24 protein-coding genes and 1 riboswitch are annotated in these 26079 nt (G+C 71.8%); of the genes, 11 read left to right on the top strand and 13 right to left on the bottom strand.

The window, feature by feature from the left end; genetic code table 11:
* Window positions 1–9: 9 nt before the first annotated feature.
* The 4 genes from groL to thrC form a co-directional block, all read right to left on the bottom strand.
* On the bottom strand, window positions 10–1632 hold the full coding sequence (gene groL, locus IEZ17_RS17495) for a chaperonin GroEL (RefSeq protein ID WP_159508576.1): 1623 nt from the start codon (window positions 1630–1632) through the stop codon (window positions 10–12).
* Between the two features lie 401 nt (window positions 1633–2033).
* Window positions 2034–2237, bottom strand: coding sequence for a cold-shock protein (locus IEZ17_RS17490; protein WP_010035953.1), 204 nt, complete (start codon window positions 2235–2237; stop codon window positions 2034–2036).
* A gap of 447 nt (window positions 2238–2684) precedes the next feature.
* Entirely contained in the window at window positions 2685–2963 is a 279-nt protein-coding gene (locus IEZ17_RS17485; RefSeq protein WP_189301129.1) for a MoaD/ThiS family protein, read from the bottom strand.
* A 73-nt stretch (window positions 2964–3036) separates the two neighbouring features.
* Window positions 3037–4314, bottom strand: coding sequence for a threonine synthase (gene thrC, locus IEZ17_RS17480; protein ID WP_189301127.1), 1278 nt, complete (start codon window positions 4312–4314; stop codon window positions 3037–3039).
* A 17-nt stretch (window positions 4315–4331) separates the two neighbouring features.
* A riboswitch (SAM riboswitch) is annotated at window positions 4332–4484 on the bottom strand.
* Window positions 4485–4656: 172 nt separating this feature from the next.
* Here thrC and IEZ17_RS17475 point away from each other — a divergent pair.
* From IEZ17_RS17475 to IEZ17_RS17460, 4 genes are all read left to right on the top strand, one after another.
* Window positions 4657–5646 (top strand): glucosyl-3-phosphoglycerate synthase, encoded by a 990-nt coding sequence (locus tag IEZ17_RS17475; RefSeq protein WP_189301125.1) that lies wholly within the window; start codon window positions 4657–4659, stop codon window positions 5644–5646.
* A gap of 49 nt (window positions 5647–5695) precedes the next feature.
* Window positions 5696–7189, top strand: a complete 1494-nt coding sequence (locus IEZ17_RS17470; RefSeq protein WP_189301123.1) for an alpha,alpha-trehalose-phosphate synthase (UDP-forming) — start codon at window positions 5696–5698, stop codon at window positions 7187–7189.
* Between the two features lie 119 nt (window positions 7190–7308).
* Window positions 7309–8385 carry a cytochrome c oxidase assembly protein gene (locus IEZ17_RS17465; RefSeq protein ID WP_373299853.1) on the top strand — a complete coding sequence of 359 codons (1077 nt, stop codon included), beginning with the start codon at window positions 7309–7311 and terminating at the stop codon, window positions 8383–8385.
* An 88-nt stretch (window positions 8386–8473) separates the two neighbouring features.
* Window positions 8474–9148, top strand: coding sequence for an RAD23 family protein (locus tag IEZ17_RS17460; RefSeq protein ID WP_189301122.1), 675 nt, complete (start codon window positions 8474–8476; stop codon window positions 9146–9148).
* 93 nt (window positions 9149–9241) lie between these two features.
* Here the strand turns inward: IEZ17_RS17460 and otsB are convergent, their stop codons facing one another.
* From otsB to IEZ17_RS17445, 3 genes are all read right to left on the bottom strand, one after another.
* Window positions 9242–10153, bottom strand: coding sequence for a trehalose-phosphatase (gene otsB, locus IEZ17_RS17455; protein ID WP_189301120.1), 912 nt, complete (start codon window positions 10151–10153; stop codon window positions 9242–9244).
* Between the two features lie 108 nt (window positions 10154–10261).
* Window positions 10262–10546, bottom strand: coding sequence for a DUF3263 domain-containing protein (locus IEZ17_RS17450; protein WP_373299851.1), 285 nt, complete (start codon window positions 10544–10546; stop codon window positions 10262–10264).
* A 151-nt stretch (window positions 10547–10697) separates the two neighbouring features.
* On the bottom strand, window positions 10698–11966 hold the full coding sequence (locus IEZ17_RS17445; protein WP_189301118.1) for an ABC transporter substrate-binding protein: 1269 nt from the start codon (window positions 11964–11966) through the stop codon (window positions 10698–10700).
* A gap of 298 nt (window positions 11967–12264) precedes the next feature.
* Here IEZ17_RS17445 and IEZ17_RS17440 point away from each other — a divergent pair, with 298 nt between their 5' ends.
* From IEZ17_RS17440 to IEZ17_RS17430, 3 genes are all read left to right on the top strand, one after another.
* Window positions 12265–13197 carry an ROK family protein gene (locus tag IEZ17_RS17440; RefSeq protein ID WP_189301116.1) on the top strand — a complete coding sequence of 311 codons (933 nt, stop codon included), beginning with the start codon at window positions 12265–12267 and terminating at the stop codon, window positions 13195–13197.
* Window positions 13197–14426 carry an N-acetylglucosamine-6-phosphate deacetylase gene (gene nagA, locus IEZ17_RS17435; protein WP_189301114.1) on the top strand — a complete coding sequence of 410 codons (1230 nt, stop codon included), beginning with the start codon at window positions 13197–13199 and terminating at the stop codon, window positions 14424–14426. Before IEZ17_RS17440 ends, nagA begins: the two co-directional genes overlap by 1 nt.
* A gap of 182 nt (window positions 14427–14608) precedes the next feature.
* Window positions 14609–15538, top strand: a complete 930-nt coding sequence (locus tag IEZ17_RS17430) for a 1-phosphofructokinase family hexose kinase (protein ID WP_189301112.1) — start codon at window positions 14609–14611, stop codon at window positions 15536–15538.
* Between the two features lie 5 nt (window positions 15539–15543).
* On the opposite strand, the gene IEZ17_RS17425 is transcribed toward IEZ17_RS17430, so the two are convergent.
* The gene (locus tag IEZ17_RS17425) at window positions 15544–16455 is read right to left on the bottom strand and encodes a carbohydrate-binding protein (protein ID WP_189301111.1); all 912 of its coding nucleotides are present in this window, start codon (window positions 16453–16455) and stop codon (window positions 15544–15546) included.
* A gap of 257 nt (window positions 16456–16712) precedes the next feature.
* Window positions 16713–18395, bottom strand: coding sequence for a diguanylate cyclase CdgB (gene cdgB / locus IEZ17_RS17420; RefSeq protein WP_189301110.1), 1683 nt, complete (start codon window positions 18393–18395; stop codon window positions 16713–16715).
* Window positions 18396–18791: 396 nt separating this feature from the next.
* Here cdgB and IEZ17_RS17415 point away from each other — a divergent pair, with 396 nt between their 5' ends.
* On the top strand, window positions 18792–19406 hold the full coding sequence (locus tag IEZ17_RS17415) for a flavin reductase family protein (RefSeq protein ID WP_229852340.1): 615 nt from the start codon (window positions 18792–18794) through the stop codon (window positions 19404–19406).
* Between the two features lie 21 nt (window positions 19407–19427).
* Here IEZ17_RS17415 and arfB read toward each other — a convergent pair whose 3' ends face one another.
* The gene (gene arfB, locus IEZ17_RS17410) at window positions 19428–19856 is read right to left on the bottom strand and encodes an alternative ribosome rescue aminoacyl-tRNA hydrolase ArfB (protein WP_043265618.1); all 429 of its coding nucleotides are present in this window, start codon (window positions 19854–19856) and stop codon (window positions 19428–19430) included.
* A 250-nt stretch (window positions 19857–20106) separates the two neighbouring features.
* On the opposite strand from arfB, the gene IEZ17_RS17405 reads away from it, so the two are divergent.
* Window positions 20107–20682, top strand: a complete 576-nt coding sequence (locus IEZ17_RS17405) for a TerD family protein (RefSeq protein ID WP_189301104.1) — start codon at window positions 20107–20109, stop codon at window positions 20680–20682.
* 335 nt (window positions 20683–21017) lie between these two features.
* Here the strand turns inward: IEZ17_RS17405 and IEZ17_RS17400 are convergent, their stop codons facing one another.
* Complete coding sequence (locus IEZ17_RS17400) at window positions 21018–21305, bottom strand: helix-turn-helix domain-containing protein (protein ID WP_189301102.1); 288 nt, start codon at window positions 21303–21305, stop codon at window positions 21018–21020.
* Window positions 21306–21422: 117 nt separating this feature from the next.
* Between IEZ17_RS17400 and map the strand changes: the two genes are divergently transcribed.
* Complete coding sequence (map, locus tag IEZ17_RS17395) at window positions 21423–22190, top strand: type I methionyl aminopeptidase (RefSeq protein WP_189301100.1); 768 nt, start codon at window positions 21423–21425, stop codon at window positions 22188–22190.
* Window positions 22191–22354: 164 nt separating this feature from the next.
* On the opposite strand, the gene IEZ17_RS17390 is transcribed toward map, so the two are convergent.
* Window positions 22355–23701 (bottom strand): SGNH/GDSL hydrolase family protein, encoded by a 1347-nt coding sequence (locus IEZ17_RS17390; RefSeq protein WP_189301089.1) that lies wholly within the window; start codon window positions 23699–23701, stop codon window positions 22355–22357.
* A gap of 343 nt (window positions 23702–24044) precedes the next feature.
* Between IEZ17_RS17390 and IEZ17_RS17385 the strand changes: the two genes are divergently transcribed.
* The gene (locus tag IEZ17_RS17385) at window positions 24045–24542 is read left to right on the top strand and encodes a hypothetical protein (RefSeq protein WP_189301087.1); all 498 of its coding nucleotides are present in this window, start codon (window positions 24045–24047) and stop codon (window positions 24540–24542) included.
* A 179-nt stretch (window positions 24543–24721) separates the two neighbouring features.
* Here IEZ17_RS17385 and IEZ17_RS17380 read toward each other — a convergent pair whose 3' ends face one another.
* The gene (locus tag IEZ17_RS17380) at window positions 24722–25366 is read right to left on the bottom strand and encodes a pentapeptide repeat-containing protein (protein ID WP_189301267.1); all 645 of its coding nucleotides are present in this window, start codon (window positions 25364–25366) and stop codon (window positions 24722–24724) included.
* Between the last annotated feature and the right edge of the window lie 713 nt (window positions 25367–26079).

Here is a 26079-nt window from a genome sequence, read left to right as displayed (position 1 = left end):
CGAAGTCGATCAGAAGTCCATGTCACCGCCCGGCATGCCGCCCGGAGCAGCCGCGGCGGCCTTCTCCGGCTTGTCGGCGATGACGGCCTCGGTGGTGAGGAACAGCGCGGCGATCGACGCGGCGTTCTGGAGCGCGGAACGCGTCACCTTGGCCGGGTCGATGATGCCCTCGGCGATCATGTCGACGTACTCGCCGGTCGCGGCGTTCAGGCCGTGGCCCGGGGTCAGGTTGCGCACCTTCTCCACGATGACGCCACCCTCCAGGCCAGCGTTCACGGAGATCTGCTTGAGCGGGGCCTCCAGGGCCAGCTTCACGGCGGCGGCACCGGTGGCCTCGTCGCCGTCCAGCTCCAGCTTCTCGAAGACCGAGGAAGCCTGGAGCAGGGCCACGCCACCACCGGCGACGATGCCCTCCTCGACGGCCGCCTTCGCGTTGCGAACGGCGTCCTCGATGCGGTGCTTGCGCTCCTTGAGCTCGACCTCGGTCGCGGCACCGGCCTTGATGACGGCCACGCCGCCGGCCAGCTTCGCGAGGCGCTCCTGGAGCTTCTCGCGGTCGTAGTCCGAGTCGCTGTTCTCGATCTCGGCGCGGATCTGGTTGACCCGGCCCTGGACCTGCTCGCTGTCGCCGGCACCGTCGACGATGGTGGTCTCGTCCTTGGTGATGACGACCTTGCGGGCGCGGCCGAGCAGGTCGAGACCGGCGTTCTCCAGCTTGAGGCCGACCTCCTCGGAGATGACGGTGCCACCGGTGAGGATGGCGATGTCGCCGAGCATGGCCTTGCGGCGGTCACCGAAGCCCGGGGCCTTGACGGCGACGGACTTGAAGGTGCCACGGATCTTGTTGACGACCAGGGTCGACAGGGCCTCGCCCTCGACGTCCTCGGCGATGATCAGCAGCGGCTTGCCGGACTGCATGACCTTCTCCAGGAGCGGCAGCAGGTCCTTCACGCTGCCGATCTTGGAGTTGACGATGAGGATGTAGGGGTCCTCGAGCGCCGCCTCCATGCGCTCCATGTCGGTCGCGAAGTACGCCGAGATGTAGCCCTTGTCGAAGCGCATACCCTCGGTGAGCTCCAGCTCCAGACCGAAGGTCTGGGACTCCTCGACGGTGATGACGCCTTCCTTGCCGACCTTGTCCATGGCCTCGGCGATCAGCTCGCCGATCTGCGGGTCGGCGGCGGAGATGGACGCGGTGGAGGCGATCTGCTCCTTGGTCTCGATCTCCTTGGCCTGGTCGAGCAGCGCACCGGAGACGGCCTCGACGGCCTTCTCGATGCCGCGCTTCAGGGCCATCGGGTTGGCGCCGGCGGCGACGTTGCGCAGGCCCTCGCGGACCAGCGCCTGGGCGAGGACGGTCGCGGTCGTCGTGCCGTCACCGGCGACGTCGTCCGTCTTCTTCGCGACCTCCTTGACCAGCTCGGCGCCGATCTTCTCGTACGGGTCCTCCAGCTCGATCTCCTTGGCGATGGAGACACCATCGTTGGTGATCGTGGGGGCGCCCCACTTCTTCTCAAGGACGACGTTGCGGCCCTTGGGGCCGAGGGTGACCTTGACGGCGTCGGCGAGCTGGTTCATACCGCGCTCAAGGCCGCGCCGCGCCTCCTCGTCGAACGCGATGATCTTGGCCATGTGAAGTGGTCCTCCCGGACTGGGGTGGAGAAAGCTCGGACCGCGCTGGCGCCCGCGACGGACGGCCTGCATGCCTTGTGGTTCCTTGCCCCACCCGGCCTGCGGGCCTCACCGACCCGGTCCATATTCAGCACTCTCAAGGGGAGAGTGCTAACGCAATGATTAGCACTCGACCCTGTCGAGTGCAAGCGCCCACCGGTCCCTCCACACTCCCGAGCCCACCTCGTGCGCCCACCCCGCCCCGGCCGTGCGCCGTGCGCGCCCCCGGACCCGCGCACGGGGGCCCGCGGCGCGCGCCCGGGGCACGCGTACGCCGGCGGGCGGCGGCCGGGAGGCAGCAGAAAGGCCCGCACCCCTTGAGGGGTGCGGGCCTTCCCGACGCTGCGCAGTCGGTCGCCGCCTCAGGCGCTGACCCGAACCATGTCCGCCTGCGGCCCCTTCTGGCCCTGCGAGATCTCGAATTCGACTCGCTGACCCTCCTCAAGGGTGCGGTAACCGTCCATCTGGATCGCGCTGTAGTGGACGAATACATCCGCACCACCGTCGACCGCGATGAAGCCGTACCCCTTCTCCGCGTTGAACCACTTGACGGTGCCCTGAGCCATGCCTAACTCCCCTATTACTGGCCCTTGCACAGGACCGCACTCCGCGGACCCGGGTCAGACCTCACCCCGCGAAAGGCCCGTGGGGTGTGCGCCGGAACGCGTCGACCGCCGCTGAATGTATCTGGACCGATGCCCAGCGCAACAGGTCAATCGGACGAGAATTCTGGCGGCGGTGAATCGGCAATATGACCGGAAGTCCCAATATTCCGGCGCAACTCGGGCCGGAAATAAGCCGCGTAAGTGACAAAAGCCGCACACAGTTTGGGCACAACTCACCGCGGTCTCATATGCGTTCGGCACGCGCGCGGAGATAAGCCGAGGGGGATCGCCTCAATGGTATCCCCTTTCACAACGCGGAATTGCCCCGTCCGTTTATGCCGGACGGGGCAATTTCGGTCAAGCAAGGCAAGACTTGGCGCAAATTAGCCGCTATTTACGCCAACCCGCTCAGCAGCCTCCGGCGACCGCGGGAATGATCGACACGCCCGCACCGTCTGGAGTCGGGGTCTCCAGACCCTGCTCGAAGCGGACGTCGTCGTCATTGACGTAGACGTTCACGAACCGGCGGAGCTTGCCCGCGTCGTCCAGCACACGGGCCGCGATGCCCTGGTGGTTCTTCTCCAGGTCGGCGATCACCTCGGAGAGGGTCGCGCCCTCGGCGGCCACCTCGGCCGCGCCGCCGGTGTACGTACGGAGGATGGTGGGGATGCGGACCTTGACGCTCATGGTTCTGCCTTCCAGCGGGTGCGGGGTACGACTGTCGGGGCTGCCCGGCGGCAGCGTAGGGGCGGAAGCGGGCTCAGCCGGCCAGGCCCGCCGCGCGGAACGCGTCCAGGTCGGGGCGGATGGTGGCCGTGGGACCGGAGGCGACGGCGTCGAGGGTCTTCAGGCCGTCACCGGTGTTCAGCACGACCGTGGTCAGCGACGGGTCGAGCACGCCGTCCTCGATGAGCTTCCTGGTCACACCGACGGTCACCCCGCCCGCGGTCTCCGCGAAGATCCCCTCGGCGCGCGCCAGCAGCTTGATCGCGTCCACGATCTGCTCGTCGTCGACGTCCTCGACGGCACCGCCCGTACGGCGCGCGATGTCGAGCACGTACGGACCGTCGGCCGGGTTGCCGATCGCCAGGGACTTGGCGATGGTGTTCGGCTTCTGCGGCCGTACGACGTCGTGCCCGGCCTTGAAGGCGGCCGACACCGGCGAGCAGCCCTCGGCCTGCGCACCGAAGATCTTGTACGGCCGGTCCTCGACGAGGCCGAGGGCGATCAGCTCCTTGAGCCCCTTGTCGATCTTGGTGAGCTGCGAGCCGGAGGCGATCGGGATGACGATCTGGTCCGGCAGCCGCCAGCCCAGCTGCTCGCAGATCTCGTAGGCCAGCGTCTTGGAGCCCTCGCCGTAGTACGGGCGGAGGTTGACGTTGACGAAGCCCCAGCCCTCGCCCAGCGGGTCGCCGATGAGCTCCGAGCAGAAGCGGTTGACGTCGTCGTAGTTGCCCTCGATGCCGACCAGGTCGCCGCCGTAGACCGCGGCCATCACGACCTTGCCGGCCTCCAGGTCGTGCGGGATGAAGACGCAGGACTCGAAGCCCGCGCGGCGCGCCGCGGCGCCGACCGCGCCGGCCAGGTTGCCGGTCGAGGAGCAGGAGAGGGTAGTGAAGCCGAAGGCGCGGGCGGCCTCGACGGCGATCGCGACGACCCGGTCCTTGAAGGAGTGGGTCGGGTTGCCGGAGTCGTCCTTCACGTACAGGCCGCCGGTGACGCCCAGTTCGGCGGCGAGCCGGTCGGCCTTGACGAGCTTGGTGAAGCCGGGGTTGAGGTTGGGCTTGTCGGCCACGTCCGCGGGGACGGGGAGCAGCGGGGCGTAGCGCCAGATGTTGTCGGGGCCGGCTTCGATCCGCTTCTTCAGCCCCTCGGGGTCGCCGGTCGGCAGCTCGTAGGCGACTTCGAGCGGGCCGAAACACTCCTGGCACGCGAAGATCGGGCCGAGGTCGAAGCGCTGCCCGCACTCGCGGCAGGAGAGCGCGACGGCGGGGCCCAGAGCGACAGAGGGAGTGGATTCGGTGACTTGCACAGCCATGGAGGCGAGGCCCTTTCTCCTCATCTTCCTCACGACGCATCTCGCCGTGAGACGGATTTGGCACCTTCCCTAGCCGGGAGCCTCGCGCGCAGTGCGTGCTGCGGCGGAGACCGACTGGAGGGTTGCCGGGGCTTCAACGGGCCGTATCCCTCTGCCCCTCTGGATGAGCGGTATGGCGCTGGGCGGACCCAGGCGTTTGTGGCGCGACGACCCCGACATGCGAGGGCCGTACGCGTTGTTCAAGACTGTAACCGAAGGCGCTGACGGTTGAGATAGTCGTCCGAACCGCGAGATGGATCACAGCGGTCGCCCCAGGAGCGCCCATCGAGGAGAGTCGTAGACGTGCTGGAAGAGGTGGAGCGCTGGCTCGGCAGCCGCTCCTGGTCCGCCGCGGACCGGCCGCTGGAGCAGCTGCTGGAGGTCAAGCGCCAGACGGGCCGAACGGTCAGCGTGGTGCTGCCCGCGCTCGACGAGGAGGCCACGGTCGGCGCCATCGTGTCAACGATCCGGGCCGAGCTGATGACCGGCGGCGTCCCGCTGGTCGATGAGCTGGTGGTGCTGGACTCGGGCTCCACCGATCGCACCGCCGAGGTCGCCGCCGCGGCCGGCGCCCGGGTCGTCCACCGGGACACCGTGCTGCCCCGGATTCCGGCGGTGCCCGGCAAGGGGGAGGTCCTGTGGCGCTCCCTCCTGGTCACCAGCGGCGACATCGTCTGCTTCGTCGACGCCGACCTGCGGGAGTTCTCCGCCGATTTCGTCTCCGGGATCGTCGGCCCGCTGCTGACCGATCCGGAGATCCAGTTCGTCAAGGCGATGTACGACCGGCCGCTGGAGACCGGGGCCGGGCCGGAGGCGGCCGGCCGGGCAGGGGGTCCCGCCGGGGGTGAGCAGGGTGGCCGGGTGACCGAGCTGGTAGCCCGGCCGCTGCTGAATCTGCACTGGCCGCAGCTGGCCGGCTTCGTGCAGCCGCTGGGCGGCGAGTACGCGGCCCGCCGCTCGCTCCTGGAGCGGCTGCCGTTCCCCGTCGGCTACGGGGTCGAGCTGGGCCTCCTGGTGGACGCGCTGCACACCGTCGGCCTGGACGCGCTGGCGCAGGTGGACGTGGGGGTCCGCAAGCACCGCCACCAGGGCGGACAGGCTCTCGGGCGGATGGCCGCGGCGATCTACCGGACCGCCCAACTCCGGCTGACCCGGGGGCACTTGGTGCGCCCCCGGCTCACCCAGTTCGACCGCGGCGAGGACGGCTTCGTACCGCGGACGACGGACGTGGACACCGAGGAGCGTCCGCCGATGGCCGAAATCCCCGAATACGCGGAACGGCGGGCGGCCTGAGGGGCGATCCGTACGTTTGCGCGGATCGGTCAGTGGTTAATGTCGCGACATGGTCTCCGAGCGCAGTGCGGTCCAGCCAGGTGCCGAGGTTCTCGTCGCGTCCAACCGTGGGCCGGTGTCGTACGTCCTGGGAGAGGACGGGGAGCCGACCGCGAGGCGGGGCGGTGGGGGGCTGGTGTCGGGTCTGTCGGCGATCGGTCCGGAGACCGACGCGGTGTGGGTGTGCTCGGCGCTGGGGGACGGCGACCGGGAGGCGGTGCGGCGGACCGGGGGTCTGCTGGACACCGCGGACACCGGTGGACAGCGCGTCCGGATGCTGGACATCGCGGCCGATGTGCATGCCGCCGCGTACAACGGCATCGCCAACTCCGTGCTGTGGTTCGTGCACCACATGCTCTACCAGACGCCCGTGGAGCCGGTGTTCGACGCGGACTTCCGCGGCCAGTGGGCGGCGTACGAGGCGTACAACGCGGCGTTCGCCGGCGCGCTCGCGGACTGCGCGAGCCCGGGGGCGGCGGTGCTGGTGCAGGACTACCACCTGGCGCTGGTGCCGGGGCTGCTGCGCGAGGTGCGGCCGGACGTCCGGATCGCGCACTTCTCGCACACGCCCTGGGCTCCGCCGGAGTACTTCGCGATGCTGCCGGACGACGTCCAGCGGCAGCTGGTGCTGGGGATCCTCGGTGCCGACCGGGCGAACTTCCTGACCCAGAGGTGGGCGCGGGCGTTCATGGCGTGCTGCGAGCGGGCGCTGGGCGGCGACTGCACGGCGCACTGGCCGCGCCATGACGTGCCCAGCGTCATCGCGATGCCGCCGGACCGCAAGGCGCACCGGACCAGGATCGGGGTGCACGGGCTGGGGGCCGACGCCGAGTTCCTGCGGGAGCGGTCGCGGCGGGCCGATGTCGAGGAGCGGATGGCGGTGCTGCGGGAGCAGATCGGCGGGGCGGACCGGAAGACGATCGTCCGGGTCGACCGGACGGAGCTGTCCAAGAACATCGTCCGCGGACTGCTGGCGTACCGGCGGCTGCTGGCCGACCGCCCGGAGTGGCGGGAGCGGGTGGTGCACCTCGCGTTCGCCTATCCCTCGCGGCAGGACCTGCCCGTCTACCGCGATTACACGGCCCAGGTCGGCCGGCTCGCGGACGAGATCAACGCCGAATTCGGGACGGCGGACTGGCAGCCGGTCGTGCTGCACGTTAAGGACGACTTCGCGCGGTCGCTGGCGGCGTACCGGCTCGCGGACGTGGCACTGGTCAATCCGATCCGGGACGGGATGAACCTCGTCGCGAAGGAGGTGCCGGTGGTGTCCGACGCGGGCTGTGCGCTGGTGCTCTCGCGGGAGGCGGGCGCCTGGGAGGAGCTGGGCGAGGACGCACTGGGCGTCAATCCGTACGACGTCGTGGCGACCGCGGAGGCGCTGCACACGGCGCTGTCGATGCCCGCCGGGGAGCGGGCGGAGCGCAGTGCGCGGCTGGCCGCGGCGGCCACCGCGCTGCCGCCGGCGCGGTGGTTCCTGGAGCAGTTGCGGGCGCTGGCGGAGTGACCGGCACCCGCGCGGGCGCGTCGGCGGTCGGTCCCCCTGCGCCTTGAGGGCTCGGACGAGGGGCGCACCGAGGTGCCCCGCCGGTAGATCGTTCGCGGGCCCGGCTAGCGTGGTGGTCCGTGACAGTGACAACGCTTGCGACCACGGCGCTCGCGGCCGGTCTGCCGGAACTCACCGCGGGGCGGCTGGTCGGCAGCTGGCAGCTCGACCCGTACGCGCTCGTGCTGGTGCTCGTGCTGGGCGGCCTCTACGCCTGGGGGATCGTCCGGCTGGCGCGGCGCGGGGAGCGGTGGCCGGTGGCGCGGACGGCGGCGTTCGCGGGCCTGGGGCTCGGGGCGGTCGTGGTGGCGACCATGTCCGGGCTGGCGGTCTACGACCATGAGCTGTTCTGGCCGGCCGCGGTACAGAACATCGTGCTCGACCTGATCGCGCCGCTCGGGCTGGCGCTCGGCGATCCGCTCTCGCTGGCGCTGCGGGCGCTGCCGGAGGACGGCCGCACGGCGCGCCGGCTGCGCTCGGCGCTCTCCGGGCGGGTGCTGCGACTGCTGACGTTTCCGCTGGTCAGTACCGTTCTGGTGCTCTCCTCCGAGTTGGCGATCTACTTCACGCCGTACTTTTCGACGGCGCTGCGGCACGGCCCGCTGCACGAGCTGATGTATCTGCAACTGATCGTCACCGGCAGCCTGTTCGTGCTGCCGATGCTCACCCGCGAGGAGCTGCTGCCCTCGTGGTGCAGCCATCCGGTGCGGGCGCTGCTGGTGATGCTGGACGGGCTGGTCGACGCGGTGCCCGGGATCGTGGTGATGACCAGCGGGACGCTGATCGCGGGCGGCTGGTACACCTCCCAGCACCGTCCGTGGGGCCCGAGTCCGGAGCAGGACCAGATGCTCGGCGGCGGGCTGATGCTGTCGATCGCGGAGCTGGTCGGGCTGCCGTTCATGATCGCGGTGTTCGCGGAGTGGGTGCGGGCGGAGCGCGGCAGGACGGCGGCGCTGGACGCGCAACTGGACCGGGAGCTGGCGGTGGTCGCCCCCGCGGCGGTTCCGGACGCGGCCGGACCGGCGACAGAGGACACCGCCACGACGGACGAATCGGATGTACGGGACGAAACCTCCGTACCGCAGCCGGAGTTGACCCGGCCCTGGTGGGAGACCGACCAGGGCGCGGTCGGCGAGCGCTTCCGGCGGGGACGCTAGGGCCGCGGGGCCCGGCGCGCCCCGCGGATGCTCCCCCGCACTCCCGTCGCGCGGCTGTGTGGGGCCGGAGTGGGGTAGTTCTTGTTCCATGTCAATCTCCGCACGATGGGCCGCGGTTGCGGCCGTCACCGTCCTGGCGACCACGCTCGCCGGCTGCACGTCCGGCAAGAGCGGGTCCGACCCGAAGGGCGGCGGCTCCTCGAAGTCCGGGGCGCCGGACTCCTCCGCTTCCGCCCCGTCCGGGCCGATACCCGTAGGCCCCGGGCCGCAGTCCGCGTACACGGTCCAGAAGCAGCCCGACCCCGGCACCTGCCACGTCCGGTACACCGCCGACAAGCAGCCGCTGCCCGACCCCAAGTGCACCCCCGGGGCGACCAATCCGAAGGTCACGCCGCAGACGCTGAAGGCCACCATCTGCTCCAGCGGCTACACCAAGGGCATCCGGCCGCCGGTGAGCATCACCAACCGGGAGAAGGCCGCCAACGCCAAGTCGTACGGCTACACCGGCCCGATGCACGACGCCGAGTACGACCACCTCATCAGCCTCCAGTTGGGCGGCGACCCCAACGACCCGCGCAACCTGTGGGTGGAGCCGCCGTCCCCGGGACACAAGCCGGGCGCCGGGCCGAACAACCCCAAGGACGGGGTGGAGAACAAGCTCAAGGCCGCCATCTGCTCCGGCAAGGCCGACCTGGTCAAGGCGCAGCAGGTCATCGCGCACGACTGGACGACGGCGCTGTCCTCCCTGGGCCTGAAGGAATAGCCCCGGGCCTGAGGGAACAGCCCTGGGGCTGCTGAGGGAACAGCCCTGGGGCTGAGGGAGTGGCGGGGCCCGCCGGGAGCGGCCCGGGCGGGCTCAGCGCCGGCTTCCGATGCGGTCCGCGAGGGAGCTCAGCAGCGCCACCACGCCCCGGGGGCCGTCGACGACCAGGTCGGCGCGCTCGGCGAGTTCGGTGACCTCGTTGCTGCCGCTGCACACCAGGACGCCGCCCACCCCGTCGGAGCGCAGCTTCTCGATGGCGGCGAAGGCGGCGAGGTCGCCGAGGTCGTCGCCCGCGTACAGGACGGCGGTGGCGCCGGTCTCCCGTACCCAGTCGGCGAGCGCCACGCCCTTGTCCATGCCGGGCGGGCGCAGTTCCAGCACCAGCCGGCCCGGTTCGACGATCAGGCCGTGGCGTTCGGCGAGTTCGGTGAGCGGTCCGCGCAGCGTCTCGAAGGCGTGCTGCGGGTCGGTGGCGCGGCGGGTGTGGACGGCGACGGCCCGGCCGCCCTTGCGTTCGACGGCGGTCTCGACCCAGGTGCCGCGCCAGACGCCGGAGCGGTCCAGTACGCCGGGGAGTTCGGCCTGTATGGCGGCGATGCCGGGGTGCGGGGCGGGGGCGTGCAGCGCGCCGGTCGCGGCGTCCCAGCGCTCGGCGCCGTAGTGGCCGAGGACGGTGAGGTGGTCCAGGCCCGGCATGCCGTCGAAGCCGCCGAGGCGGACCGCCACGGCGGCCGGGCGGCCGGTGATCACGGCGACCGCGCACAGCTGCGGGGCGAGCCGGGCGAGGGCGGCGGTGGCGCCGGGGTGCGCGCGGGCCTTCGCCGGGTCGGGGACGATGTCGGCGAGCGTGCCGTCGAAGTCGAGGGCGACGACGGCGCGTTCGGGGTGCGCCAGCAGCGCGGCGAGGCCCTCGCGGCCGGCGGGCGTGTGCGGTGCCGGGACGGCGGGGGACGCCGGCTCCGGCGTCGGTTCGGGTTGCGGCGCGGCGTTCGGAGTGCTGCCCATGGAGCGACCCTACCGGCGGGGCACGGGCGCACGCCGGGTGTACGGGCGCATCACGGCGGCGGGCCGGAGCGCCGGGCGGGGGTCGGGGTCTGTGCGGTGGGTCGGACCCTAGCGGCGGGCGCGGCGGGCGTCCCGTACGCGGCGCAGGCGGTTGACGGTCCCCGGGTCGTGCGCCAGCGCCCGGGGGTCGTCGAGCAGCGCGTTGAGGAGCTGGTAGTAGCGGGTCGGGGAGATGCCGAGCTGTTCGCGGATGGCGCGTTCCTTGGCGCCGGGGCCGGACCAGGAGCGGCGTTCCACGGCGAGCACCGCCTCGTCGCGGGAGGAGAGCCCGCGCTCCGGGCCCGCGCCGCCCGCGCCGCCCGCGTCGTCCGTACCGTCCATGCCCTCCGCCATCACATTTCCACGATAAGCCCACCACCGGGCGCCCTCCGGCGCCCGGTCGGGGGCCGCGGCGCCCGGACCGCGGCACCGACGCCCGGGCCGCGGCCCCCTTGCCCGGCCCACGGCCTCATCGCCCCGGCCCACGGCCTCGGAGCCGCCGGCCTCACTCGGTGGCGTTGTCGGCGGTGTCGGCGGTGTTCTGGATGTCGGTGAGTACCGCCGACGGGTTGCCCTGCGGACCGACGGTGGCGCCCATCCGGGACTTGACGGTCTTGGAGACCAGCGGCCAGGAGGTCTTGTTGGCGGGGTAGAACTGGGCGGTGGGGAGCTGGTTGAGGAAGCCGTGGAGCTTGCTGAAGCGGTCGTCGGCGAGCATCGCCTGGGAGGCGGAGGTGGTGACCGGCAGCAAGTTGTAGTCCGCGGAGAACTTCAGGACGTTCTTCTCGCTGTAGACGAAGTCGAGGAACTTCCCGATCTGCGCGCGGTGGCCGTTCTGCTTGAACGCCATCATCCAGTCGGTGACGCCCATGGTGGCCTTGGCCTTGCCGTTGGCGCCGGGGAGTTCGACGGTGCCGTAGTCGATGCCCTTGGCCTCGGCCTGCTTCATGAGGGTGGGGTGGCCGTTGAGCATGCCGACATCACCGTCCGCGAAGCCCGCGAAGGCGTCCCCGCGGTTGAGCTTGGCGGGGTCGGCGCCGGTCAGGCCCTTGCCGACGAGTTCCTTCTGGAGCCACTCGAAGGTCTTGACGTTCTCCTTCGAATTGATGGTGTATTTGCCGATGTTGTCGGTGTAGCCGCCGCCTCCGGCGAGCATCCACTCCAGCGTCTCGGCCTGCGTCTCCTCGGGGCCGAGGGGCAGCGCGAAGGGTATTTTCACGCCGTGCGCCTTCAGCGCCTGGGCGTCGCTGACGATGTCGTCCCAGTTCTGCGGCGGGTTGGTGATGCCGGCCTGCGCGAAGAGCTTCTTGTTGTAGAAGAGCCGCCGGGTGCTGGCCCCGAAGGGCATGCCGTACTGGAGCCGCTGGTACTCGCCGGGCTCCGCCAGGGAGGGCGTGAAGTCGGCCTGGACGGGGATGGAGAGCAGATCGTCGGCGGTGTAGAGCTTGCCGTGCGCGGCGTAGTCGGCGTAGGCGCCGATCTGAGCCATGTCGGGGGCCTTGCCGGCGTCGACCAGGTCCTCGACCTTCTTGTCGACGTCGGTCCAGCTGTAGACGCTGACGTCGACCTTGATGCCGGGGTTCTGCTCCTCGAAGGCGCGGACGAGATCGTCCCAGTAGTGCTGGGAGCTGTTGGCCTTGCTGTCGCCGTAGTCCGCCGCGATCAGCTTGAGGGTGACATCGTTGCCGCCCGAACCGCTTCCGCAACCGGTAAGAGTCAGTGTCATGGTGGCGGCCAGCCCCACCGCCGCCAGGCTCAAGTACCGCCGCTGCACCGCTGTTTACCGCCCCTTTGTCCCGAAATTCCGTGTCTGCCGGGTTTTCCCATCGCCGTCTCGGGGGTCGCCCTCGACCGACGCTGAACAGCGAGTCTCCCCACTGCCCCTCACAAGGTCTACACCACTCCCCATTCCGTTTCCTTATCGCCCTGCCTCTTGCGCAGGTCAGGCACCGTGTGGGATGGCGAAGACAAAATGCTACCCGCGCGTACCACAGATGCGAATTCGGGCGCCGGCGCGACCGGGGCGGCGAGTGGACTAGACCTTTCATGGCGGATCGCGCGAAACTGTTCCCGTGAGACACGTCATCGCCCTTGATGTGGGCGGCACCGGAATGAAGGCCGCCCTCGCCGGGGCGGACGGCACCCTGCTCTACGAGGCGCGACGCCCCACCGGGCGCGAACGCGGCCCCGCCGACGTCGTCGAGACGATCCTCGGATTCGCCGCCGAGCTGCGCGACATCGGCCGGGCGCGCTTCGGCAGCACCGCCCTGGCCGCCGGCGTCGCCGTCCCCGGCATCGTCGACGAGGCCGCCGGCATCGCCGTCTACGCCGCCAACCTCGGCTGGCGGGACGTACCGATGCGCGCGCTGCTGTCCCGGCGACTCGGCGGAGTGCCGGTCGCCCTCGGCCACGACGTCCGCACCGGGGGCCTGGCCGAGGGCCGGATGGGAGCCGGCCGGGACGCCGACCGGTTCCTCTTCGTCCCCCTGGGCACCGGCATCGCCGGCGCCATCGGGATCGGCGGCCGGATCGAGGCCGGCGCCCACGGGAGCGCCGGCGAGATCGGCCACATCGTCGTCCGGCCCGGCGGGCGCGCGTGCGGCTGCGGGCAGCGCGGCTGCCTGGAGACGGTGGCCTCGGCCGCGGCGGCGGGCCGCGACTGGGCGGCGGTCTGCGGCGATCCGGCGGCCGGCGCCGCCGACTGCGCCAAGGCCGTGGAGTCCGGCGACCCGCGCGCCCGGGAGGTCTGGCAGAACGCGGTGGACGCCCTCGCCGACGGCCTGGTCATCGGGCTCACCCTGCTCGACCCGCAGACGCTGATCATCGGCGGCGGGCTCGCCGAGGCGGGCGACACGCTGTTCGCGCCTCTGCGGGAAGCGGTCCGGCGGCGCGTTACGTTCCAGCGGCTCCCCTCGATCGTTCCGGCGGCTCTCGGGGACGCCGCCGGCTGCCTGGGCGCAGGACTGCTCGCCTGGGATCTTCTCTCCACGGAGGTAACCGCCTGATGGCACAGCAACAGTCCGCGGGACGGACCTCGGCCCCCCGGCGCACCGTCCTGGCCGGCGCCCGCATCGCCCGTCCTCACGGCGTCGTCGACAGCGGCCGGATCACCGTCGAGGGCACCCGCATCGCCGGGATCCACAGCCGCGACCTGGACCGGGTGCCGGAGGCCGGCGACGCAAGTGCCGCGGCGGAGACCGTCGTCGAGCTGCCCGGGCACCTGATCGTCCCCGGCTTCGTCGACCTGCACGTCCACGGCGGAGGCGGCGGTTCCTTCTCGTCCGCCGACCCCGAGGAGTGCCTGAAGGCCATCGGCACCCACCGCCGGCACGGCACCACCTCGATGCTCGCCTCCACCGTCACCGGCGAACTGGGCGACCTCGCCCGGCAGGCCGCGGTGCTGGCCGAGCTGGTCCAGCAGGGCGACCTGGCGGGCATCCACTTCGAGGGCCCGTTCATCTCCCCGCACCGCTGCGGCGCACACCAGCCCGAGCTGCTGCGCGACCCGGACCCGGCCGACGTCCGCAAGCTCGTCGACGCCGCGCACGGGGCCGCGAAGATGATGACCGTCGCCCCCGAACTGGACGGCGGGCTGGACTCGGTACGGCTCCTCGCCGACGCCGGGGTGATCGCCGCCATCGGCCACACCGACTCCACGTACGACGCCACCCGCCGGGCCATCGACGCCGGGGCCACCGTCGCCACCCACCTCTTCAACGCGATGCCCGCACTGGGCCACCGGGCGCCCGGCCCGGTCGCCGCCCTCCTGGAGGACGAGCGGATCACCGTCGAGCTGATCGACGACGGCACCCATCTGCACCCCGCGGTCCTCCAGATGGCGTTCCGCGAGGCGGGCTCCGAACGGGTCGCGTTCATCACCGACGCGATGGGAGCGGCCGGGATGACCGACGGGTTGTATCCGCTCGGCCCGATGCGGGTCGAGGTCAAGGACGGGGTCGCGCGGATCAGCGAGGGCCCGACGGCCGGCTCCATCGCGGGCTCCACGCTCACCCTGGACCGCGTCTTCCAACGCGCCGTCACCGTCGACGGACTGACGATCGATCAGGCCGTGCAGTCGCTCTCCGCCACGCCCGCCCGGCTGCTGGGCATCGACGACCGGACCGGCTCCCTCCAGGTCGGCAAGGACGCCGACCTGGTGGTGCTGGACGCGGCCTACGAACCGGTGGGCGTCATGCGCCGCGGCGAGTGGCTGGTGCGCCCGCAGGGCGTCTGAGCCGACGGGCTCCGGGTGCGCCCGGCCACCTGCCCGGTGGCCGGGCAACACCGCGTGGCCGTACCGGGTCTGGGCGTACGGGCACCCGCGATGGCATGATCGCTCGCGCACTTGTCCGTATGCCACCGCCGCACGCGGTGCCAGACCCACGGCCGTCCGGCCGGCCTCCCGGAGGGGAGACCATGATCCTCACGGTCACGCTGAACGCCGCCCTGGACATCACCTACCGCGTCCCCCGGCTCCACCCGCACGCCACCAACCGCGTCACCGAGGTCGCCGAACGCCCCGGCGGCAAGGGCCTGAACGTCGCCCGCGTGCTGGCCGCGCTCGGCCACCGCACGGTCGCGACCGGCTTCGCGGGCGGCGGCACCGGCGAGGCCCTGCGCGCCCTGCTCACCCAGGAGACCGACGTCACCGACGCGCTGGTCCCGGTGGGCGGCACCACCCGCCGCACCATCGCGGTCGTCGACGCCGCCACCGGCGACACCACCCAGCTCAACGAACCGGGCCCGACCGTCTCCCCCGCAGAATGGGCCGCGTTCCTCGGCACCTACCGCGAACTGCTGGGCGAGGCACGGGCGGTGGCGCTCTGCGGCAGCCTGCCGCCCGGTGTCCCCGTGGACGTCTACGCCCGCCTCACCCGCGCCGCACACGCCGCCGGCGTCCCCGTCCTCCTCGACACCAGCGGCGAACCGCTGCGCCGCGGCCTGGCCGCCCGCCCCGACCTCGCCAAGCCCAACGCCGACGAGCTGGCCGCCCTCACCGGCAGCACCGAACCGCTGCGCGCCGCCCGCGACGCCCGCCGCCGCGGCGCCCACGCGGTGGCCGCCTCACTCGGCCCGGACGGCATGCTCGCGGTCACCGCCGACGGCGCCTGGCAGGCCGCACCGCCCCGGCCGATCGCCGGCAACCCGACCGGAGCCGGGGATTCCGCCGTGGCCGGCCTGCTCTCCGGCCTCGTCGAGGAACTCCCCTGGCCGGACCGCCTCACCCGCGCGGTGGCCCTGTCCGCCGCCACCGTACGGGCCCCGGCCGCAGGCGAGTTCGACCCCGCGACCTATGAAGAGTTGCTGCCGCACGTGGTGGTGACGGACCGTCCTACGGCGGCGTGAGGACCCTAGGGCTTGGGCGGGGCCAGCCAGACCTGGTCGAGGTTCACGTTGCACTGGTTGCCGTTCTCGCACGACAGCTTGATGGTGTTGGTGCCCTTGTTGAGCTGCACCAGCGACCAGGACTTGGTCCAGCCCTTGTCCCAGGCGCCGTCGGGGGCGTGTGCGAAGTTGTTCAGGCTTATCGGCCGGGTCAGCGCCTGGCCGTTGACCGTTATCGTGAGATTGGCGTCCTTGCCGGGTACGCCGTAGCCGACCCAGAACTTGTACTGGCCGGCGGTGTCCGCGTTGAGCGTCCAAGTCGCCGATGCGCCAGGGGTGTTCATCCCCGCGACATACGACCCGCTGGCGGTGCGCGCACCCTTGACGTCCTTGGCGGTCGTCGCGCCGCCACCGAGCCGCAGCGCGCCCGCGTCGTCCTTGGGGAGCGCGCCGGGGGAGGGCTTGGTGGACGGCTGGGCGCTGGGCTCGACCGAGTCGCCGGCCGTCGGGCCGGGCTTCTTCGCGGTGTCGTTCGTGCTGTCGCCGCTGTTGGTCAGCATCGCCACGCCGATGCCTATGCAGACCACCGCGACCACCGCGACCGCGCCTATCAGGAGGCCGTTCCGGCCGCGCCGGGGCTCCTGGTTGCCGTACGCGGGGGCCTGACGGGTGCGCTCGCCGCCTCCGGGGAGCGTCTCGGGCGCGGCGTAGTGGGCGTTCTGCTGGCCGTACGACTGCTGCTGGGCCTGCTGGCCGCCGTACTGCCGCTGGCCGACCGCGCGGACCTGGTTGTAGGAGGTCCGCGGAACGCCCGGCTGCCGCGCCGGCCCGCCGTCGCCCGACGGGCCCGCGCCGCCCTCGCCGCCTTCCGAGCGGTAGAGGTAGCCGAACGGGTCGTCGTTCTCCGGCGTGTCCGCGCCGTTGTTACCGGCCGTCATCCCCTGTCACTCCCAAGCGATCCGTACGCGTCCGCACGCGTGATGTACGCGTTCGCGGGCATCCGCGCGAACTGTCTTTCCGGGCCCCGGCGGCGCCGCGCCGCATCGGCGCAGCCTACCCCGTCAAGGCCGTACCACGCCGATCCCGCCCAGTCACAAGATCACTAAGGAACGGTGAACGGGCGGTACGCCAGGCACGATGCCGCGGGTGTGAGATGCGCGGCACCGGGGCCGCGGTTCCCGGCCCGGCGCCGCGCTCAGCCCGCCGCCCGCCGGTTCCCCTTCGACCGGGAGCGCTTCTCCACATACATCCGCTGGTCGGCCGACTCCAGCACTTCCTCGGCCGTCATCCCGCAGCTCGCCCAGCCGATCCCGAAGCTCGCACCGACCCGCACGGCCCGGCCCTCGACCCGGATGGGCGGGATGATCGCGTTGCGGAGCCGGACCGCGAGGTCCTGGGCATCGGCCGTGCCCAGCCCGTCGGCCAGCACCACGAACTCGTCGCCGCCGAGCCGGGCGACCGTATCGCCGTCCCGGACGCCGTTGGTCAGTCGCCGGGCGACCTCGATCAGCACCGCGTCACCGGTGTTGTGACCGAAGCGGTCGTTGATCGACTTGAAGCCGTCCAGGTCGCAGAAGAGGACCGCGAGCCCCTTGGAACCGTCGTCCTCGGGCCCGTCGTCAGGCGCGACGAGATGGACGTGGTGGTCGAACGGGACCGGAGTGCCGGTCTTGCCCTCGAAGCCGTCGAGCCCGTCGAACGGCTCCTTGCCGTCCGCCCCGAAGCCGTGCGGAGCACGCGGATCGGAACCGTCCGCCCCCGAGGAGGCATAGGCGTCGGCGAGCGAGCCCGGCCGGCGGGAGCACAGCCGCGCGCCGAGCCGGGCGCGCAGTTCGGCGCTGTTGGGCAGCCCGGTCAGCGAGTCATGGCTGGCGCGGTGCGCGAGCTGGAGCTCATGGCGCTTGCGCTCCTCGATGTCCTCGACGTGGGTGAGCAGGAAGCGGGGCCCGTCGGCGGTGTCCGCGACGACCGAGTTGCGCAGCGACACCCACACGTACGTGCCGTCCCGGCGGGCCAGCCGCAGCTCGGCGCGGCCACCCTCGGCGGAGGTGCGCAGCAGCGTGCCGATGTCCTCGGGGTGCACGAGGTCGGAGAAGGACAGCCGGCGCATCGCGGACGCCGGGCGGCCCAGCAGCCGGCACAGCGCGTCGTTGGTACGCAGCAGCCGTCCATGCTGGTCACCGCCCATTTCGGCGACGGCCATCCCGCTCGGCGCGTACTCGAAGGCCTGCCGGAAGCTCTCCTCGCTGGCGCGCAGCGCCTGCTGCTCGCGCTCCAGCCGGACCAGGGCGCGCTGCATGTTGGCCCGCAGCCGGGCGTTGCTGATCGCGATGGCCGACTGGAACGCGTACATCTGGAGCGCCTCCTGGCCCCAGGGGCCGGGCCGCCGGCCGTTGCGCGGCCGGTCCACGGAGAGCACGCCGAGCAGCTCGCCGTTGCCGTTGGCGGCCGTGTACATCGGCGCGAAGAGCCGGTCCATCGGGTGCCACTCGTCGGGGAAGCGGGGCGCGGGTCCGGCGGTGTGCCACTGGGGCACGTCGTCGTCATCCAGCACCCAGCCCTCGGTGTACGGGATGAAGCACAGATCGCCCCAGCGCTCCCCCATGGACAGCCGTCGGTCCCATGAGGAGCGCGAGCCCACCCGTCCGGCCATCAGCGCCTCGGCGCCCGCACTGCCGGCCACCGCGGCGACCACGAGATCGCCGTCCGGCCGCACGAGGTTGACCGCGGCGAGCTCGAAGCCCAGCCCGACGATCGCCCCGTCGGCAACGGACTGCAAGGTGTCCGCAAGGCTGCGTGCGGTGTTCAGCTCGGCGACCACTTGGTGCAGCTGCCGCAGGGTCGCAAGACGGACATAGGGCTCCGACTCGGTCTCCATCGCTCGCTCTCCCTGAGACCTCGACAGCACTCCACCGATTCGTTGTCGTCTTCTTCGTCGTCCGATTCCACGCTCACTGAATCACAGTGAGCTGTTCACTCGGTACACAGGGTCAACAATTAGCGCCCGCTGTGACTCAAGTCACAGGCCGTGACGACCGGTTACCGGCCCGCCGCCGCAGCTCATCAGGGCGCCCGAACACCACTCGGACACTCCCTGAAAACTTCCTGAACGCAAATTCCAGCCACCTCCGAGCACTTCTGCGGGCTCCCGCGGGCGCCCCCGGCCGCCGCCCCGCACGCTCCGGAGGGCGATCACCTCCGCCGTCGGACCTAGGACGCGAGTGGTCCCGGGGTCCGATGCAGACCGGCGCCTGTCGAAGTTAGCGTTCATGGCGTGTTCACGAAAACTCCTGCCGCCACCCCGGCCGCCGGCTCCGCCGCCCTCGCCGCACCCACCGTCGCCCTCGCCTCCGTGCCGGGCGACGCGCCGATCGCGCATTCTGTTGGAGTGAGTGACGACGAGTTCCGTGCCGCCCTGTCCCGCCTCGCCGCAGGCGTGGTGCTGATCACCGCCCGCGACCCGGACGCCGGACCGCGCGGCGAGGACGTCGGCATGACCGCGACGGCGTTCCTGTCCGTTTCCCTGGATCCGCCGCTGGTCATGGTGAGCGTTCGCAACGACTCCCGGATGGACGACCTGCTGGCGCAGCAGCCGCTCTGGGCCGTCTCGGTGCTCTCGGGTCATCAGCGCCACGTAGCAGGACGATTCGCCATGAAGGGCCGCATCAGCGACCGGCTGCTCTTCGAGGATATTCCGTCCGTACGCGGCGAAGCGTCCGGCGCCCCGCTCGTCGGCGGCGCGCTGGCGACGCTGGAGTGCCGCACCGAGCAGCGGGTGGTGGCCGGCGACCACACCCTCGTCATCGGGCGCGTGCTGGCGACCACGACGTCCGACGATGACGACGGGCCGCTCACGTACTTCCGGGGGAAGTACCGCCGACTGGACTGAGGGCCGGGGCCGCCGGCCCCATCAGCCCCAATCACGGCCCGAGCGGCCCCGCTTGGTCTCGCCGCGCTGCTTCTTCTCGCGCAGCCGCCGCTCGTTGATCCCGCGCGGGATCCGCGACTTCTTGCGCGGCCTGGGCGGCGGCGCGGTGGCCTCGGCGAGCAGCGCGGCGAGCCGTACGGCCGCGGTCTCGCGGTTGCGCCACTGGGAGCGGTGGTCGGAGGCCCGTACGGACAGCACGCCGTCGACCAGCCGGCCGGCCAGCCGCTCCAGGGCGCGCTCCTGCCACACCGGGGGCAGCGCCTTCGTCCCGGCCAGGTCGAAGCGCAACTCGACCTGGCTGTCGCTGGTGTTGACGTGCTGGCCGCCCGGACCGGAGGAGCGCGAGAAGCGCCAGACCAGTTCGGCCTCCGGCAGGACGACCGAACCTCGGATGACATAGGGCCCGGACATGCCTCCCATGATCCCGCGCCCACGGGCGTCCGTCACCTCACTTTCCCGGGGCGGGCCACCGATCCGGCATCAGGGTCAGGCAAAGGCCGACGTCAAGGACGAGCAAAAAAGGTAAAGAAACCTGGAACCACCCGGTCCCCCGGCCGCGTTGAGACGGGTGACGGCAGCTCCGCCCGGGGCGGAGCCCGCAGCGTGTGACCTCACGCTTGTCACCTCACGCTTGTGACCTCGACGAGGAAAGGGACTTCCCATGACTGTAAGCCTGTCCAAGGGCGGCAACGTCTCGCTCACCAAGGAGGCACCGGGCCTGACCGCCGTCACGGTCGGCCTCGGCTGGGACGTCCGCACGACCACGGGCACGGACTTCGACCTCGACGCCAGCGCCATCGCGGTCAACGCCACCGGCAAGGTCTACTCCGACCAGCACTTCGTCTTCTTCAACAACAAGGCGACGCCGGATCAGTCCATCGTCCACACCGGCGACAACACCACCGGCCAGGGCGACGGCGACGACGAGTCGATCAAGGTCGACCTCGCCGCGCTGCCCGCCGACGTCGACAAGATCGTCTTCCCGGTCTCCATCTACGACGCCGAGAGCCGCAGCCAGAACTTCGGCCAGGTCCGGAACGCCTTCATCCGCATCGTCAACCAGGCCGGCGGCGCCGAGATCGCACGCTACGACCTCAGCGAGGACGCCGCCACCGAGACCGCCATGGTCTTCGGCGAGCTGTACCGCAACGGCACGGAGTGGAAGTTCCGCGCGGTGGGCCAGGGCTACGCGTCCGGCCTGGCCGGCATCGCCCAGGACTTCGGCGTCAACGTCTGAGGCACCCGGGGCCGACACCTGAGGTACCACCCCAGGCACCAGGGGCAGTTGACGCCCCGCCGGAGGGCCGGTTCCCGAGAGGGGCCGGCCCTTCGTGTTGGGTGCCGTCCTCTGGAAGCGGGCGGCTCTTCGCGTCGGGAGCCGTCGGTTCCCGGACGGGGGCGACCCTTCCCGTTGAGCGCCTGCTCCCGGAGGGGGGCGACTCTCTTCCCGTTGAGGGCCTGCTCCCGGACGGGGCAGCTCTCTTCGAGGATCCAACAGGGCGTCGAGGACCCCAACAGGGGAGCACCCCGCGCCAGGCGGGATCCGCGGGCGCGCCCCCTGGCCGGCCCGCCCTATGCCGCCGCGCCTCCATGGGCGCCGTTTTCCGGTGCGGCGTCCGGTGGCGTGGCCAGCACGGCCACCTCGTCCAGCGACAGCCCGAGCGCGCCGGCCAGCGCGGCGACCGTGAAGAACGCCGGCGTCGGCGCCCGCCCCGTCTCGATCTTGCGCAGCGTCTCCGCGGACAGCCCGGCCGCCGCGGCGACCTCGACCATGCTCCGCTCGCCGCGCGCCGCCCGCAGCAGCTCGCCCAGCCGCTCGCCGCGTTCACGTTCCCAGGGGGTCAATGGAGTGCGCACCATGCCCGTGATACTAATACCGGTAAAGAAATACCGGTAAAGAAATACCGGCCGCACGAAGCTGTGCCCGCCGCCCGGCGCCGAGGTGCGCACGGGCGGCCCGAACGGGAGGTCGTACCGATGGTGGAGATCAAGACGGATGCGTCGCTGGACGCGATGCGCGTGGCCGGCCGGGTCGTCGCGGACGCCCTGGCCGCGGCCCGCGCCGCGGCCACCCCCGGCGTACGACTGCTGGATCTGGACGAGGTGGCCCGTACGGTCCTGCGCGAGGCCGGCGCCACCTCCCCCTTCCTCGGCTACCGCCCCGGCTTCGCGCCGACCCCCTTCCCGGCCGTCATCTGCGCCTCCGTCAACGACGCGATCGTGCACGGCATCCCGGACGGCTACCGGCTGCGCGACGGCGATCTGGTGAGCATCGACTGCGGTGCGATCGTCGACGGCTGGGCCGGCGACGCGGCCACCAGCTTCACCGTCGGCACCGCACGCCCCGAGGACCAGCAGCTGATGGAGACCACCCGGCGGGCCCTGGAAGCGGGCATCGCGGCGGCCGTGGTGGGCGCCCGCATCGGCGATGTCTCGCACGCCATCGGCCGCGTCGGACGCGCCGCCGGCTACGGCATCCCCGACGACTTCGGCGGCCACGGCATCGGCCGCTCGATGCACGAGGACCCGCCGGTCCCCAACGACGGCCGACCGGGCCGCGGGCTCGTCCTCCGCCACGGCCTGGTCATCGCCATCGAGCCGATGTTCCTGTCCGGCGGCGGCAACGGCTACTACGCGGCCCCCGACGGCTGGACCCTGCGCACCACCGACGGCAGCCGCGCCGCCCACTTCGAGCACACGGTCGCGGTGACGGACGACGGGCCACGCGTACTGACACTGCCGTAGGCGCGAGCGCTGCCCCTGCCGTAGGCACGATGGCGATGGCCAGGCCAAGGTACGAAGCGGAGGGCCACCGGCGCCGACGCCGGGCACCGGCACTGGCACCGACGCCGGGCACCGGCACCGGGCATCAGCAGCGACGTCGGGCGCCGGGGCCGGTACCTGCCCCCTCAGAACGCGTTGACGTCGACCGCCTCGGCCATCGCGCGATAGCCGGCGTCGTTCGGGTGCAGATGGTCGCCCTCGTCATACGCGGGCGCGATCCGGCCCCGGTCGGCGGGATCGGCCAACGCGTGGTCCAGGTCCACCACCCCGTCGAACTCACCCGAGGTGCGTATCCAGTCGTTCAGCGCCTCGCGCTTGATCTCGCCCCGCTCGGTGTAATACTCGGCCCCCTTGAACGGCGTCAGCGTCGCGCCTATCACCCGGATGCCCTTGCCGTGCGCCTGACGTATCAACTCCCGCTGTGCGGCGATGAGTTGCTGGACGGACACCTCGGGGGTCGGACCGCCCGGCACGCCGCTCCACTCGCTCATACCGATGTCGTTGATGCCCTCCAGGACGACGACGGTGCCCACATTCGGCGTGTTGAGCGCGTCCTTCCGGAAGCGGACCACCGCCTTCTCGCCGAACCCGCCGGTGCTGTTGGTCAGTTGGTTGCCGCTGATGCCCTCGTCGAGGACGCTGCGCGGTCGGCCCGCGGCGGCGAACCGCTCGGCCAGCTGGTCCGGATAGCGGCGGTTGGCGCCGACCGTGGAGCCGTACCCGTCGGTGATGGAGTCCCCGAAGGCCACCACGCCGTCCCGCCGCGCGGCCGTCCCGCCACCGGCGACCTCGACGCCGGAGAGGAAGTACCAGGACTGCGAGGTCTCGGTGAACGCCGCGGCCCCCACATCGGAGCGGTGGTCACCGGCCGCGCGATAGCTGGTGGCCATGGCCATCGCATGGAAGGTGGCCGGGCCGGTCGGCGCATCCAGATACAGCGTGACGGTCACCGACTCCAGGGCGCGCACCCGCAACCCCACACCGTCGCTGAGCAGCTCACCGCCCGCCGGTATGGTCGCCGACCGCCCGTGCCCAAAGGTCAGTTGGCGCACCGACCCCGCCTGCACCGAAGCCCCCTGGGCGGTCCGCGCGATGGTGGCACCGGCCACCTTGAGCGGCGCCGCGCCGTAGCGGTTCGACAGCTTGATACGGGCCTGTGCGCCGCCCGTAGCGACCCGGACGACCTGACGCACCGTCTGCCGGGCGAAGCCGCCCTCCGACCAGTTCTTGCCGAACACTCCGGTCGCCTGCTGTGGCGCCGCCGCCCAGCCGCCACGCCAATGCCCCTGCGCGTACGGCGCGGCGGCACCGACCGGTCCGCCGCCGGCGGCCGGCGAACCCACCGCGTACGCCGCCGCGCCCTGCCCACCCGCACCACCCGGCAGCACCGGCACGACCGGCAGCGCCACCAGCGCCGCCGCCGACACCAGCGCTACCCCCGAACGTCTCACCAGCGAACCAGACATGATCATTACCCCACCCTCTGATCGTGACGATCCCGCCGTATGCGGTCCCGTCGTGCGTAATACCGCCGTGCACCGTCTCGCCGTGCACTGCCTCGTCGTCTGCAATCCCGCCCTACGCGTTCCCGCCGTGCGCTGCCTCGCCGTGCGCGATCCCCCCTACCCGTTCCCGTCGTACGTCGTGTCGTCCCGCGCGATCTCGGCGCTCGCCCCGCGCGAACTCGTTGCTCGTCCCGCGCGAACTCGTTGCCGTGATCGTCCCGAGGCCGCACGGGCCCAGGGCCGGCCGGGGCGGGCCGGCGGGGCCCGACCATCCGGACCGCCCGCCGCACCGGCGTGACACCATCAAGACGTGATCGACCTCGGCTATTCCCTCTCCCGCCGCTTTCCGGATCCGCCGCAGACGGACTACCGGACCGCGGATGTGCACACCCTGCGCCACGACCTCTTCTGCGGCGACGTCTACATCGCCGACACCAAGTCCGACCACGAGCTGTCCACAGCCTGGGGCTGGGTTCCGGTGCTCGACTTCGCGTGGGCGCTGTGCGACATCGTCGAGCAGCTCGACACCGACCCGCGCGGGAGCCGTTCCGCCCGGCCGATCCACGCCGAGCTCGACTTCACCGAATCCGCGGACCGGATGCTCTTCGAGCGCCGCTTCGGCTGGGTCGATATCGACGCCGACTGGATGCCGGCCGACGAGGCCCCGCTCACCTTCAACCACGCCGCGCTCCGCCGCGAGGCCCGCGACTTCCTGCACGACCTGATCGCCGACCTCGCCGATATGCACGACGGCCTCGCCGACAACCCCGCCATCTGGGAACTCCAGGCCCGCTTCCCCCGCGTCTGACCCCTCCGGCCGACGGGCACGCCCTGCCTCGTCACACCAGCCCTCCTCGTCACGTCCCCCCACTCCCCCGGTCGCCTCCGAGGCCCGAGGCCCCTCACCCGCTCCGCTCCCCTCTTCACACCCCGCCTCACTCCAACCGGTCACACCAGCCGGTCACACCAGCCGGTCACACCAGCCGGTCACTCCACCCGCACGCCCACCTGCGCCGCGAACGCCGGTGCCAGATCCATCAGTTGGGCCGGACTGATCACCGCACCCGCCAGCCGGTCGATCCCCCGCGCGATATCCACCGCAGCCGCACCGCGCAGATCGACGTCCTTCATCCGGGCCGCACTGAAGTCCACCCGTGCCAGCGTGCAGTCGTCGAACGTCACCCGCTCCAGCTCCGCGCCCCCGAAGTCCGCCTCGACCAGCACGCACCCCTCGAAGGCGACATCCCGCAGCTTCGCCTTGCGCAGATTCAGGAAATCGATCTTCCCGCCGCGCACCACGACCCGCTCCAGCGCCGCGCCATGGAGCTGTACCCCGCCGAGCCGGGCGTCCGACACCTCCACATCGCGCAGCATCGCCTGCGACAGGTCCGTGCCGACCCCGCGCACCCCGCTCAGCACACTGCCGATGATCCGCGCCCGGCTGAGCACCGTCTCGTCCAGCGCGCACCGCCGTAGCGCGCAATCCATGAAGCGCGCCCCTCGCGCCGACTGCCCCGAGCAGTCCGTCCCCGCGAACTCCAGCCCGTCGTAGTCCCCTTCGGGCTCCAGCTCCGCGCCGTCGTACGGCCGGAGCTCCGGCAACCGCAGCTCCGGCCGCCGCACCGCCCGCACCGTCTCCTTACCGCGCCCTGCCACGCGATCACCGCCTTCCCGTCCCGCACGGACCGACTCCCCGGCCCGCACATCCGCAAGATCCAGATCCAGATCCCTGCCACGCCACCGCTGCTTTGCCACGCATTGGCACGCATTGGCACGCATGGCCACGCGTTGCCTTCCGCGCCACCGTCCACGGCCCCGTCCGTAACCCCATCCAGGTCCCGTCCGCGATCCCGTCCAGTCCCCTCCGCGATCCCGTCCAGGCCCCCTCCACCGTCCCGTTCAGGTCCCGTCCGTGGCCCCGTCCGTGGTCCCCTCCGCGATCGGTCCGCAGCTTCTCGACCCATGGTGAACCACGCCACTGACAGTCGCCCTGACCAGCACAAACACCCGATCCACCAGTCGGATGTCACATCCGCCGTACCCCCATCCGTCCAAGCTCACGAGCACCGCCCACACGACCGGCCCCACCCCCGCACCACCCCGTCCGCCCCCCACCTCACCACCCACACCACCCGAACCGGCCACACCGGCCACACCCCGCCACCCACCACCCACCACCCACCACGAAGACCTCCACGGCCAGGACCGGAGGCGCACTACCCAGAACCGGAAACACACCCCCCAGGACGCAGCACCCAGAACCGGAAACACACCACCACGACCATCGAAAACTCACCACCACGACCACCAATGGAGCCCCACATGGCCCACCACCTCACCGTCAT

The organism is Streptomyces albospinus (genome assembly GCF_014648695.1).
In the GTDB taxonomy this organism is placed as follows: domain Bacteria; phylum Actinomycetota; class Actinomycetes; order Streptomycetales; family Streptomycetaceae; genus Streptomyces; species Streptomyces albospinus.
This window is presented reverse-complemented; position numbering and strand designations above follow the sequence as displayed.